General features: G+C 40.2%; 12 protein-coding genes and 1 other RNA gene. 5 read left to right on the top strand and 8 right to left on the bottom strand.

Annotation, left to right across the window (positions count from 1 at the left end; translation table 11 throughout):
• Positions 1-74 precede the first annotated feature (74 nt).
• Both JWR61_RS10150 and JWR61_RS10145 read left to right on the top strand, forming a co-directional pair.
• On the top strand, positions 75-3269 hold the full coding sequence (locus JWR61_RS10150) for an efflux RND transporter permease subunit (protein WP_301927704.1): 3195 nt from the start codon (positions 75-77) through the stop codon (positions 3267-3269).
• A gap of 41 nt (positions 3270-3310) precedes the next feature.
• Positions 3311-3586 carry a DUF1456 family protein gene (locus JWR61_RS10145; RefSeq protein ID WP_301927703.1) on the top strand — a complete coding sequence of 92 codons (276 nt, stop codon included), beginning with the start codon at positions 3311-3313 and terminating at the stop codon, positions 3584-3586.
• A gap of 100 nt (positions 3587-3686) precedes the next feature.
• On the opposite strand, the gene JWR61_RS10140 is transcribed toward JWR61_RS10145, so the two are convergent.
• On the bottom strand, positions 3687-4031 hold the full coding sequence (locus JWR61_RS10140) for an RNA-binding protein (RefSeq protein WP_290337694.1): 345 nt from the start codon (positions 4029-4031) through the stop codon (positions 3687-3689).
• Between the two features lie 465 nt (positions 4032-4496).
• Between JWR61_RS10140 and JWR61_RS10135 the strand changes: the two genes are divergently transcribed.
• On the top strand, positions 4497-4925 hold the full coding sequence (locus JWR61_RS10135) for a hypothetical protein (RefSeq protein ID WP_301927702.1): 429 nt from the start codon (positions 4497-4499) through the stop codon (positions 4923-4925).
• A gap of 46 nt (positions 4926-4971) precedes the next feature.
• On the opposite strand, the gene JWR61_RS10130 is transcribed toward JWR61_RS10135, so the two are convergent.
• From JWR61_RS10130 to JWR61_RS10110, 5 genes are all read right to left on the bottom strand, one after another.
• A complete protein-coding gene (locus tag JWR61_RS10130; RefSeq protein ID WP_301927701.1) occupies positions 4972-5991 on the bottom strand; it encodes a zinc-binding dehydrogenase in 1020 nt (339 codons plus the stop codon).
• Positions 5992-6156: 165 nt separating this feature from the next.
• Positions 6157-6603, bottom strand: a complete 447-nt coding sequence (locus JWR61_RS10125; protein ID WP_301927700.1) for a hypothetical protein — start codon at positions 6601-6603, stop codon at positions 6157-6159.
• A 382-nt stretch (positions 6604-6985) separates the two neighbouring features.
• On the bottom strand, positions 6986-7396 hold the full coding sequence (locus JWR61_RS10120; protein ID WP_301927699.1) for a hypothetical protein: 411 nt from the start codon (positions 7394-7396) through the stop codon (positions 6986-6988).
• Positions 7397-7660: 264 nt separating this feature from the next.
• Positions 7661-9028 carry a Gfo/Idh/MocA family protein gene (locus tag JWR61_RS10115; RefSeq protein WP_301927698.1) on the bottom strand — a complete coding sequence of 456 codons (1368 nt, stop codon included), beginning with the start codon at positions 9026-9028 and terminating at the stop codon, positions 7661-7663.
• 60 nt (positions 9029-9088) lie between these two features.
• Positions 9089-9688, bottom strand: a complete 600-nt coding sequence (locus JWR61_RS10110; RefSeq protein WP_301927697.1) for a DUF1080 domain-containing protein — start codon at positions 9686-9688, stop codon at positions 9089-9091.
• A gap of 378 nt (positions 9689-10066) precedes the next feature.
• Between JWR61_RS10110 and ffs the strand changes: the two genes are divergently transcribed.
• Both ffs and fsa read left to right on the top strand, forming a co-directional pair.
• An RNA gene (gene ffs, locus JWR61_RS10105) (signal recognition particle sRNA small type) lies at positions 10067-10165 on the top strand.
• A gap of 152 nt (positions 10166-10317) precedes the next feature.
• Positions 10318-10971 (top strand): fructose-6-phosphate aldolase, encoded by a 654-nt coding sequence (fsa, locus tag JWR61_RS10100; protein WP_290337687.1) that lies wholly within the window; start codon positions 10318-10320, stop codon positions 10969-10971.
• 90 nt (positions 10972-11061) lie between these two features.
• Here fsa and JWR61_RS10095 read toward each other — a convergent pair whose 3' ends face one another.
• Together JWR61_RS10095 and JWR61_RS10090 are read right to left on the bottom strand one after the other, a co-directional pair.
• Positions 11062-11466 carry a hypothetical protein gene (locus JWR61_RS10095; protein WP_301927696.1) on the bottom strand — a complete coding sequence of 135 codons (405 nt, stop codon included), beginning with the start codon at positions 11464-11466 and terminating at the stop codon, positions 11062-11064.
• Between the two features lie 68 nt (positions 11467-11534).
• Complete coding sequence (locus tag JWR61_RS10090) at positions 11535-12170, bottom strand: NAD(P)-dependent oxidoreductase (protein ID WP_301927695.1); 636 nt, start codon at positions 12168-12170, stop codon at positions 11535-11537.
• Between the last annotated feature and the right edge of the window lie 34 nt (positions 12171-12204).

Raw genomic sequence — 12204 nt, 5'->3', positions numbered from 1 at the left:
GTATTTTGAAACGGTAACAGAATCTTATTGCATCTATAAAATAGTACCGTGTTAACGGTTAAATAGTAAATACGATGATAGCAGATACTTTTATAAGGAGGCCGGTAACAGCCATTGTAATATCCATTGTTATTGTACTGGTTGGAATTATTTCAATGACAATTTTACCCGTTGCACAATATCCAGACATTACACCACCAACGGTTTCTATATCAGGCAACTTTATAGGCGCAGATGCAGAAACGGTTGAACAAACTACTACCACCGCAATGGAAACGCAGGTGAATGGTACACCTGGCATGACCTACATTTCAAGCAGCAGCAGTAGTAGTGGAGCCAGTAGCATCAATGTAAATTTTGAATTAGGAACCGATGTAAATATCGCAGCGTTAGACGTACAGAACCGTGTGAGTGTTGCCCAGCCAACGTTACCGGATGCGGTAAAACGTTTGGGGCTCACCGTTCGTAAACGGGTGCCAAGTATTATGGTGGCATTGGCGTTTTATTCACCCAATGGAACGCATGATGCTACCTTTATTGGTAACTACGCTAACATTTATGTAAAAGACGCTTTACAACGGGTGCCAGGTGTTGGAGATATTGTGTCCCGTGCAGATGATTTTGGGATGCGTATCTGGCTGAATCCTGAAAAACTGGCTAATCTGGGCATGACTACTTCTGATATCCTTGCTTCCCTTACCGAGCAAAACTTACAGGTTGCAGCAGGAACCATTGGTGGCAATCCTCAACCATCTGCGCAAAGTTTTGAGTACAACGTATTAACCAACAGCCGCATCAATACTAAGGATCAGTTTGAAAATATTATTGTTCGTACAGTTCCGGCAACAGGTACCGTTGTATATTTGAAAGATGTAGCAAGAGTAGAGTTGGGAAAATTTGATTACGGCAGCAACGCTTTCGTGGATGGTAAACCGGCAGCATTTGTGTTGGTTTACCAAGCCCCCGGCGCCAATGCATTGCAGACTTATGAAGGAATAACTAAAGCGCTTACAGAATTAAAAAAGACGTTTCCGAAAGACATTGATTACAGTATTCCGCTGGAGACCGTTTCAGTGGTTAAAATTTCGATCAATGAAGTATTGCATACTTTGGTTGAGGCTTTATTGCTCGTAACATTCGTGGTATTTCTGTTTTTGCAGAACTGGCGGGCAACGTTGATTCCTGTGTTGGCCATTCCTGTTTCCTTGATTGGCACATTCATTTTCTTTATTCCTTTTGGGTTTACTATTAATACCTTAACACTGTTTGCATTTGTGCTGGCTATTGGTATTGTGGTGGATGATGCGATCGTAGTGGTAGAAGCCGTGCAGCATTATATGGATCATGAAAAAATATCCGCCAAAGAAGCTACCCGTAAGGCAATGAATGATATATCCGGACCCGTTATTGCCATTGCATTGATACTCGCTGCTGTATTTGTTCCCGTGGGTTTTATTCCGGGCATTGTCGGTAAGTTGTACCAGCAGTTCGCTATTACCATTGCGGTGTCTGTAATTATATCTGCTTTTGTTGCTTTATCTCTTACGCCGGCTCTTTGTTCTATTATGCTTAAGCCATCCAAAGATGAAACGGCTAAAAAGAATGTCTTCGAAAAATTCTTTGCCTGGTTTAACAGGGGGTTTGGCAAGATAACCACATCATATACATCCGGCGTTGGTAAATGGATAAAAGCAACGCCATTAGTGTTGATCATGCTGGTTTGTCTATTTGTTGGCTTGTTCTTTTTATTTAAAAGTAAACCCACAGGCTTTATACCAAGTGAAGATGAAGGCCGGTTATATGTTACTTATGAAATGCCCGAAGCTACTTCTACCAACAGAAGTAAAGAGATGCTATTGACTGTTTTAAAAAGAGTTCAGGCAATTCCCGGTGTTAGAACCGTTGGCGGCCTGGCAGGGTTAAATATTATCAGCTTTTCTTTTAAATCAAACGTGGGAACAATGTTTGTCAACCTGAAACCCTGGGATGACCGGAAAAGCAAAGAGATGCAACTGCAAAGCATTATCGATGCAATACAGCAACGAACGAGTGATATAAAGGAAGCAAGGATACTCGCTATTGCTCCTCCTGCCATTCCTGGCCTGGGTGCTACTGCCGGTTTTACTTTTGAATTACAGCAAACAACCAGTACAGATAACATTCAGCAGTTTGAAACAGTTGCTAAAAACTTTTTGGGCAATGTAAATAAACGCCCGGAGATTGGCCGGGCATATACTTTTTTTACAACGCATACACCAAGTTATAAAGTGGATGTTGATAAGGCGAAAGCAAAATTGCTCGGTGTAAATGTGGCAGATGTTTACAACACGCTTTCTACTTTGCTTGGAAGCAGCTACGTAAATGATTTTAATTTGTATGGGCGAAACTTCAGGGTGGTTGCACAGGCTGATAGCACCTATCGTTCTTCCATTGGGGAGCTGGACAAATATTACGTTCGTAACAGCCAGGGCGGCATGATACCACTCAGTGCATTGGTGACCTCAAAAGTGATAGAGAGTCCTTCGCTTATTACGCACTATAATATTTACCGTTCTATTGAAATCAATGGATCTCCCAAACCTGGTTTCAGCAGCGGCCAGGCGATTGAGGCTTTACAGGAAGAAGCAAAAAAATTACCCGCCGGGTATGGCTTTGAATTTAGTGGATTGAGCCGCGAAGAAATAAAAGCAGGCAGCAGCACCGTGACTATTTTCGCCATCTCAATTGTTTTTGTTTTTCTTTTTCTGGCAGCCCTGTACGAAAGCTGGTCCGTGCCTTTTTCAGTTTTATTTGCAGTGCCGATTGGCGCTTTTGGATCTATACTGACCCTGGTACTATTACCTAAGATTTCCAATAATGTATATGCGCAGATAGGGCTGATTACGCTAATCGGGCTCGCTGCAAAAAATGCGATCCTGATTGTTGAGTTTGCTAAAGAAAGGGTCGATCGTGGTGTTGACATTACCCATGCTACACTGCAGGCAGTACAACTGCGGCTACGCCCTATCGTTATGACTTCGCTTGCATTTATTTTAGGTGTACTTCCTCTTGCTTTTGCAACAGGTGCTGCAGCTGAATCACGTAAAACAATCGGCTGGACAGTATTTGGTGGCATGCTGGCTGCAACAACACTGGCTATTTTTGTGGTGCCGGTTTTATTTGTGCTCATCACCAAATTATCTTACGGTAAGAAGTTGAGTAAGCTGACAGAAGAAAAAGAAAATGAAGACAACGTAGACAAAACTATTTTTGAAAATAATGTTGGATAAGAAGCTTTAGTTTTGCCATTATATCTGACAATTGAAATATTATGATCACCAATAACGATATCCTTAAAAAATTAAGGGTTGCACTTTCGCTGCGCAATGACGATATTATTGAAATATTGTCATTGGTAGATTTTGAAATCACCAAAGGCGCATTGGGCGATCTTTTCAGAAATGAAGATCATCCCGGATACGTTGAGGCCGGTGACCAGATTTTACGCAATTTTTTAAACGGGCTGATTATTTATAAGAGGGGAAAATTGCCTGAACCGAAGCAGGGATTGAAAGAAGGGAAAGACGAAACTCCCAAAAAACAATAAAGATTGATATATTGATATAAGAAGGTGTAACAGCCGGTTATCAAAACAGGAAAAGGCGCAGTAATTTAAAATTACTGCGCCTTTTTAAATAATTAAATTATTATTGAAACCGGTTGCGATCCCGGTTAAATCCACCATTATTGTTACCGCGTGGAGCGCCGCCACCCGGGCGTGCATTAGGTCCTGCACCCGGGCCTCTGGAACTGCCTTCTTCTGCTCTTTTAACCACAAGCGGTTTTTTACCCAACGAAATATCATTAAGACTCTCAATGGCGTCCAGTGCTTCTGCGTCATTTTGCATTTCTATAAAACCAAAGCCCTTGCTTTTCCCGGTTTCCTTATCCATAGCCACTTTCGCAGAGATAATAGTCCCAAATTTTTCAAATATTTCTACCAGTTCATCATCATCCAGATCGTATGGGAGTCCAGCAACAAAAATTTTCATCAGGTTATTTTTTTGTAAATGTACAAAACTTATCGCGGCTATTGTTTGCAGGCTAAGTTTTCTTAAAAAGGTGATATAGTAAAAGTACTATTTTTTTTATATGTAGCTGTATATTAACAACTAAAGACAGCAAAAAACCAGAAAAAAGAAACGCAGCACAATAATTATCTTCTTTTTCAGTTAACTATTCATCTGAAACCCTAAATCTTTACCCCATGACCAATTACCCCAACAACGCTTCAATGCTGTTGAACCTCACCCTCATTCTTTCTGTAGCTTCACTTGTTTACTTCTCAGTAAAACTTGCAAAGCAGTCTCCTAAAAAAGTATAACGAAAGGAGAGTGAAGGTCGATCTGTGGAGTGTCCATTTAAACAGTGTTTAAACGGACACTCCATTTTTTTGTGTTATACATCAATGATCGTTCCCGTAATTTTTTTCTTACTTTCATCTCCAAATAAAAAATATGATCAGAAAAAATCCATCGGTGGATGTTATTAATGATATTCTGCGACTCACAATGGAAGCTTACCCCGCATCTAATTTTATAAAAAGTCTTTTATTTCAATACCAGGAAAGGGGCGGACTTAGTAAAAAGCAGTTACAGGATCTGCATGCGAAAGCCGCTAAAGTTGCCGGGATGCCACCGGGTAAATTAGCCACGCTGGAAGCGGTCATTCTCAAAAAGCCCACCCGTTACAAATCTCCGATGCCTTTCGCAGCGCCTGTTGTTATTAAAGATGAAAAATCGGGCTTATACATCAATGAAATTCTTGTAAAATATCCCCAGCACAAAATGGTTTTGTTTCTTAAATCCAAATATGATAACGGTGATGTATTGTCACCGGCTGAGAAGGGTGAAATTGAACGGCTGCACAAACTGCTTATAAAATAAACCTCATATACTCAACAAATTATAAATCATTTTTGCAGGTTCCGACTTATTCCCATCGAACCACAACCTTGCCTGTGCTCATCCTGTTTTCCAAAAAGTCATGTGCCTCACCAATTGCCGTTGAAGGGAATGTTTTTGCGATGGATGGTTTGAATACACCTGCCTTATAAAGTTCCATTACCTGCTGTAAACAACGCTGAATTACTGCTGGTTGGTGGTCCGCAATCTGCAGCATATTAATGCCGATAATAGATTTGGAAGGCATCATCAGCATGGCCGGATGATAGAATCCAAATTGCAGTCCGGTAATGATTTTACCAAAAATATTTTTACCATTCAATGCAGAAGCGCCATAACAGACAATGCGGCCACCTGGAGCAAGTGATCGAATTCCTTTTTTGATGCTCTTACCACCAATCGCGTCAAAAATTACATCTACACCTTTTTGTTCAGTAACATCTCTTATCACCTTTTCAAAGTCTTGCGTATTGTAATTGATTGGGTGCTGAACTCCTAACGCTTTCAGGTAATTTAACTTGCTCTCGCTACCAGCTGTGGCAAATATCCTGCACCCACGGTGTTTGGCAAATTGTATTAATGCGGTACCAACACCACCAGCACCAGACTGAATTAAGACACTGTCATCTGTATGCAAGTTCACCATTTCGGAGGCTGCGTAAAATGCCGTGCAATATTGTGTTGTTAAAGCGGTTGCTGTCGCTGTATCCAACTCGTCTGGAATTACAGCCACTGCGCTCGCATTGGTTAACGCATATTCAGCGTAACCACCAAACCTTGTCATTGCTGTAACGCGGTCACCCTTTTTTAAACTGGTAACACCTGCACCGATTTCATCTATTGTTCCAGCGACATCATAACCCAAAATGGCGGGCAGAGGAGGGGCTTCTTTATACATCCCTTTCCGCGCCATAACATCGGCAAAATTCAACCCGAAGGCGGCTACTTTTATCAATACTTGTCCGGGCTGAATTTCAGGTTTTGGGACTTCTCTTATTTTGAATGCGTCGAGAGCTGGTCCTTTTTTCATTAATACTGCTGCTTTCATACAATTTTATTGCTTTAAGATAAGCAGTAAGTTTTACAAACAGCTTTTTTAAGTGATGGATATTTTTATGTGCGTTTAAGAACCAAGCTAAGCGTTAAAATAATTTACCAGTCAACATTAATTAAGTTATTATCTGCACTGCTTTTGCAGATTAATTGCTTTTATTTACGAGGGTCTCATTGCTGAAAGCTTCGACTCATCATCAGCAATTTTCTTTCTTAACTTTTCAATTTTATCCCGGGTTTTATTTAAATCATCTTCGGCTTTTCTTGCCTTTTTCGCATCTTTTTTTGCATCGCCAGCCTTGTTATCTGCTTTGTTAGCCAGTCCTTCACTTTGAGGATTGCTGCTTAATTTGTCAGCAGCTTTTGCGTTGTTGTTTGCCGACTCCTGTGCCTTACGGGCACTATTTTGCATATCAAGGGTTTTCTTTTCTACACTATTTTCAAGATCAGCAAGTTTTAATTTTTGTTCATTTACCCGTTTGGCAATTTTTAGTGCTTCCTTTTGCTGTTTTAGCATATTGATAGAATCCTTTGATACTGTTTGTGCATGTACATTTGCCGTTGCCAGCAAGGCTATCAATGCAGTGATTATCAATTTAATTTTCATAAACAATTTATTTAGTGAATTGTAAAAAGAAACAAATTGTATGCCCGGACAGCTTGTGGTTTTTGATAATGAATTTAGGTAAAGAGATAAATTATTAACACCAGTAAAACATATGCCTTCCTAACTTTGTTAGCTAAATAAAAAACAAATGAAAAAAATGTATTGCTGGAAATGTGTAGTGCTTTTGGCGAGTATGTATTCTGTGATATATGCTTTTATAAACTAGCATTTTAAGAATGATAAGAAATGAATTTTTTGAGTTAAATTCTTGGGAAACCTCAGCTGTTGTATTACAGCAGTAATCCGTACCAGTTAGTGTTGACTATCAATCCTATGAAAACCTTTTTTTGAATTGAAGATTCACTTTTGAACACTATCTTAATTATACTTTTTTTCCTACTTGTTGCTGTTGTGCTTTGTATCGGGCGATGGTGTTGTGGGCGTCAAGCAATTGGAGTTTAAGGGCGTGTAGAGCAGGTTGGCCCTGTCGCAATAATGCCTCCGTTTCTTCATTGCTTTTTTGTAACAATAAAATATCTTCATCCAATATTTTGTTCAACTTGTTGGCTTGCTCCAGCTTTTTTTCACACTCCATTTCTGCAGCTTGTTTTAACTGGTGCACATGAACATTTTCCTTTTGAAGGGTTTCTTTTTTTAACAGCGCACTTTCCAGGTAGCCCTGCGTGCTCTTAAGCGATTTCTGCAATTTTGCCATCGCAATGGTGCGTACAATCCAGGCAATAATGAAACCTGCAATGAAAGCCGCTGCTGAAAAAATATATGTTTGTGTCAATGTGTTCAAATTTTAAGTTGCAATAGTTTGTCTTACTCCTCAGCCAATAATAAATAGCCGGATATATGCAATAATCTCACCAACTATTTTGCGAAGGTAAATTTTTTATAACTTGTATACGTGTTGTTGCAGAAAATTATAAAAAATAGATTAAAAATAAAAAGGCAGCAAATCCTGTGTTTGCAGCCTTTTGTTTTTTTCCGTTAAGCCAATGCAAGCAGGGCGAAAGCTATTTTTAAAAAATACTTTTCATCCTGATGCTTTTTATTTTTTTACTAACTGCATTGTTTCTGGGTTCCAAAGCATGGCGGTGTCCTGGTTAAAACTGTCGTTGCAAAGTAAGGCAGGCGCAGCAGCCCTGTAGGCAAATATGGCGTCTTCCGCAACCTTTCCGCCATTGCGTATAGCTGTAAAAAAGTTGACAAAATGATCATATGGTCCGCCGAGGTAATCTTTTTCCGCAGCAAACGTGTATTCTTCCGGAGGCAAAATTCTCTTTCGGTCACTGAGTGGGGTACCTGCTTTTTTCATTTGCTCAATCAGGAAAGGATCATCTGTTTCGGTTGTTTTATTTCTTTTTAAAGTAACACTATCCCACGTTACATCCATGCTGCCTTCGCTGCCTACCAGTTTTAGGTAAGTGGTACCGCTGGTGCCATCTACAAAATTACAACGCAGGGAAAGATTGAAAGGAGCATGGGCAACGCTTTGCGGATAATCAAATGTTCCCAACAAAACGTCGGGTACTTCACGGCCGTCTTTCCAGTAGCGTAAGCCGCCGGCAGCATATATTTTATTAGGGCCGTAAGAGTTGGTAATAAAATGAAGACTTGAGAACAAGTGCACAAAAAGATCACCCGCCATGCCGGTTCCATAATCCCTGTAATTTCTCCACCTGAAAAAACGGGTAGCATCAAACGGACGTTTGGTGGTGTTGCTGATATAGGTTTCCCAGTCAACGGTATCTGTTGAAGCATCGGCAGGAATTGGGTATTGCCAGGCGCCTGTAGGAGAGTGCCTGGCCCAAAAACCTTCTGCATAATTTAATGTACCGATGGCACCATCCTTTAATAACTGTTTTGCCTTTTCATTACCCAGTGAAGAAACGCCCTGGCTGCCCACCTGGAACACTTTTCCTGTCTCCGTTTGCGCTTTTATTACGGCAGGTCCTTCTGTGATGGCATGTACCATTGGTTTCTCGCAATACACATGTTTACCGGCACGCATGGCGTCGATAGAAATTTGCTGATGCCAGTGATCGGGTGTTGCGATGATGACCGCATCCACATCTTTACGACTTAAAATTTCTTTGTAGTGTTGCGTTAAAAAAAGATCATTGCCCCATTTGGTAGTAGCGTCTTTTAAACGGCCTTTGTACAGGTCACATACGGCTACCAGTTTTACATTGGGCGTTTTTAAGGCTGTGATAACATCCTGAGTGCCCATGCCTCCTGCACCTATCAGGGCGAAGTTTATTTTATCGTTTGCGCTCAAGGGGTTGCGGTGCAGCTTTTCGAAGTAGTTATTATTTGCTTGAGTAGCAAACGCGGCATTACCCACAGCAATTGCTGCAGAGGCGCCGGCCATTTTTTTAATGAAATTTCTGCGAGAGGAATCTGAGGTATTTTTCATTTTTTTAAATTATGTTGATTGGGAAAATTATAATTTGAATTCAGGTAAAATGAAGTGAATTTATTTCAGTTCTTTAATGCGAATATTTTTCCATCTTACTTTAATGCCACCACCATCGTGGATCTGCAATGCTATAAATCCTTCCCCCTGACCAATTTTTTCATCCTTGAGGTATACCATCTGGTGACCATTTAACCAGCTTGTAACTTCATCACCTTTTACCAATATTTTCATCGTATTCCATTGACCCATCTTTAACCATTTTTCATCTTCCGGTTTGGGTTGTATCAGCCAGCCACGGCCGTACGATTCGTAAATGCCACCGGTATGCAAATTTTCAGGCGCCACTTCTACCTGCCAGCCACTGATTTTGGTGCCCTCAATAGAAGAGCGGATGAACACACCACTGTTACCATTGGCCTCTTGTTTAAACTGTAAACTGAGCTCGAAATTTTTATAATTTTTTGTGGTAGAAAGATAACCATACTGTTTGTCAGGGCCACTTTCGCATACAAGTTCTTTTTTATCAACGTACCATTTTTCGGTACCGTTATTTTTCCAGCCGGTAAGATCTTTGCCATTAAAAATGGATTTAAAACTTTGTGCAGAACCTGCTGCCGATAAAAATACAATGCAGTAAAGAAGAGACCATCCTTTCATTCTGAAGATTTTTGTTGTGAGTAAATTGTTTAAGCAAAATCGCTAATGACAGGCGAAAACTTTGAATTTTAAATGTAAGGATGTTTTTTTTATTATTGGATTTTTATGTGCCTTGTTGCATGATGTGACCTGATTAAAGTGTTTTTATTTTGCCGTTGGTAATTAAAATATTTTTTTATGCGCAGATACATGAAGACGAAGGCCAGCGCTGCCTGAAAAAGTAATGTACAAGAGTGCGACGCAAATGCAGTACCACAAAGCTTCTTAGCCTGTACAAAAATAAAGTTTATACGTTGGTAATAAACTACATCAGAAATGAGTTGCAAAATAATTGGGGTGTTATTTTTATCCCTAACTATTTCTACCCTATATTTGCACCGGCAAGTCTTATACGACCAGCTCCTGTTGAACTCCCCCAGGACCGGAAGGTAGCAAGGGTAGATGGTTGAGCGGTGCGATGTAAGTAACTTGCCATTTTTTATGCCCCATAGTTAAAATATCTTCCCTAATTTTGTGTATTGAATCTTCTGTATAATTTTTAATTGTTTTTATGACAATTAATCTACTTTTGCATTGTATTTGAATTTATCACCAATAAAAAAGCATTCCTCCTTTAAGGGGATAGTCGTATGAAATTTTTTATAGACACAGCCAACCTGGCACAGATTAAAGAAGCAAACGATCTTGGAATTTTAGATGGCGTTACAACCAATCCTTCACTGATGGCCAAAGAAGGCATCAAGGGAATTGAAGCAGTTACCAATCATTATAAAACCATCTGCGAAATGGTAGACGGTGATATCAGTGCTGAAGTAGTTTCAACCGATTTTGATGGCATCATCGAAGAAGGAAAAAAACTGCACGCTATTCATCCGAATATCGTAGTAAAAGTGCCGATGATTAAAGAAGGCGTAAAGGCAATTAAATGGTTTAGCGACAATGGCATCAGAACCAATTGTACGCTGATATTTTCAGCAGGCCAGGCAATACTGGCTGCAAAAGCAGGCGCATCTTATGTTTCACCGTTTATCGGCAGAATAGATGACAGTGGTTGGGATGGGATGGAACTGATTCACCAGCTGCGCCAGATATTTACCGTGCAGGGATATAAAACAGAAATTCTGGCAGCGTCAATACGCTATCCAAATCATATTATTAAATGTGCAGAAGCCGGGGCAGACGTTTGTACCTGTCCGCTGGATTCCATCCTTGGATTATTAAAACATCCATTGACGGATATTGGGCTGGCTAAGTTTTTAGAAGATGCCAAGAAGTTTGCATAACAACATTTGCCATAGAGAAGGCTGGTAAAAGAAATCCCGGTAATTGTATTTTCAATTAACCGGGATTTTTGTTTGTGCTATGTCGGAGCGTTATGATCTGCCGTTTTTCTTTCTGGACTGTCTCATTTCATTCATAATTTCCTCTGCTGTTTTCAAATGTTCATCATCCGGCTTCTGTTTGATGTAAATGTCGAATTCCCGGTGGAGCGCCGGATTGTTTTTCATCACAACCCTGATAGATACTTTCTCTTGTTTAAAATCCCTGTCAATCCATAAACTGTTTCCTTTAAACTGGCCGGCGGACGATGTAAAAACCAGGTCAGTAGTATCCAGCGGAAGGTATCTGCCGTTGGCCAATTTGCCGTCAATATTGATATAATTGTAAGTGCCTTTTTTCAGACTATCGGTATATAGGTTTACATAGATGCTGTCTATCTTTTGCGCTTTGGCAAAGGCTGTGCAGGCTACAAAAAAGAAAAGTAAAAGTTGCTTCAATTTTTTTTTGTAAAGATGTACAATATTGTACCCTGTTTTGGTTAAGGGTTTGATAAAATTAATTGATGTTAATTGGAGATGCCTACCCGGTGCTGAATGTATTCGTTAGCCGTTATTTCCTTCAGCATAAACATAGCCAGGTCGCCGGCGTTGATGCGGTATTTGTTTGTAGCCGGGGGATAGTCAGCACTGGTAGTATAATGTCCGGTAACGTCCGCATCAATAATATCAGGTGGACAAACAAACGTCCATTCGAGTGAAGATGCTTTTAAGAAATTATAGGCTTTAAAATGTTCCATGCTCACAGGTATATATTCAGGTTTAAAATCCGGCTGGTCCATTATAAGGGTCTCATCATCCGCACTGGCATTCAAGATACCCAATCCGCCGATGCCGATGATCCGTTTGCAACTTGATTTCTGCATTTGTGCAACAATATTTTTCATGCCCAGTGACCTTGTAACATCTGTTCCATCGAAAGCGCCACCCAATGCGGATAACACAGCATCGCAGCCTTTGATAGCGGTGAGCACCTGCTTTTCATCAAATAAAGCGCCTTGTATCAATTCCAGTTCTTTATGTTCCGGCAGGTTTTCTGTAAACACATTTCTGCCGTAGGCTTTTATATGATGGCCCATGTACAAAGCCTGTTTTACCAATTGTTTGCCTACCATACCGGTTGCTCCGAATATTATCAGGTTCATATTATTATAATTTTTGTTGAAGGTACCTTATAAA

The organism is Ferruginibacter sp., assembly GCF_028288465.1.
Classification (GTDB): Bacteria; Bacteroidota; Bacteroidia; order Chitinophagales; family Chitinophagaceae; genus Ferruginibacter.
This window is presented reverse-complemented; position numbering and strand designations above follow the sequence as displayed.

Excerpts from the sequence above, each read along its gene's own strand:
- JWR61_RS10115 (WP_301927698.1), bottom strand. The coding sequence starts at position 9,028 with ATGAAAAATACCTCAGATTCCTCTCGCAGAAATTTCATTAAAAAAATG.
- JWR61_RS10130 (WP_301927701.1), bottom strand. The coding sequence starts at position 5,991 with ATGAAAGCAGCAGTATTAATGAAAAAAGGACCAGCTCTCGACGCATTC.
- JWR61_RS10145 (WP_301927703.1), top strand. The coding sequence starts at position 3,311 with ATGATCACCAATAACGATATCCTTAAAAAATTAAGGGTTGCACTTTCG.
- JWR61_RS10150 (WP_301927704.1), top strand. The coding sequence starts at position 75 with ATGATAGCAGATACTTTTATAAGGAGGCCGGTAACAGCCATTGTAATA.
- fsa (WP_290337687.1), top strand. The coding sequence starts at position 10,318 with ATGAAATTTTTTATAGACACAGCCAACCTGGCACAGATTAAAGAAGCA.
- JWR61_RS10140 (WP_290337694.1), bottom strand. The coding sequence starts at position 4,031 with ATGAAAATTTTTGTTGCTGGACTCCCATACGATCTGGATGATGATGAA.
- JWR61_RS10125 (WP_301927700.1), bottom strand. The coding sequence starts at position 6,603 with ATGAAAATTAAATTGATAATCACTGCATTGATAGCCTTGCTGGCAACG.
- JWR61_RS10135 (WP_301927702.1), top strand. The coding sequence starts at position 4,497 with ATGATCAGAAAAAATCCATCGGTGGATGTTATTAATGATATTCTGCGA.
- JWR61_RS10090 (WP_301927695.1), bottom strand. The coding sequence starts at position 12,170 with ATGAACCTGATAATATTCGGAGCAACCGGTATGGTAGGCAAACAATTG.
- JWR61_RS10110 (WP_301927697.1), bottom strand. The coding sequence starts at position 9,688 with ATGAAAGGATGGTCTCTTCTTTACTGCATTGTATTTTTATCGGCAGCA.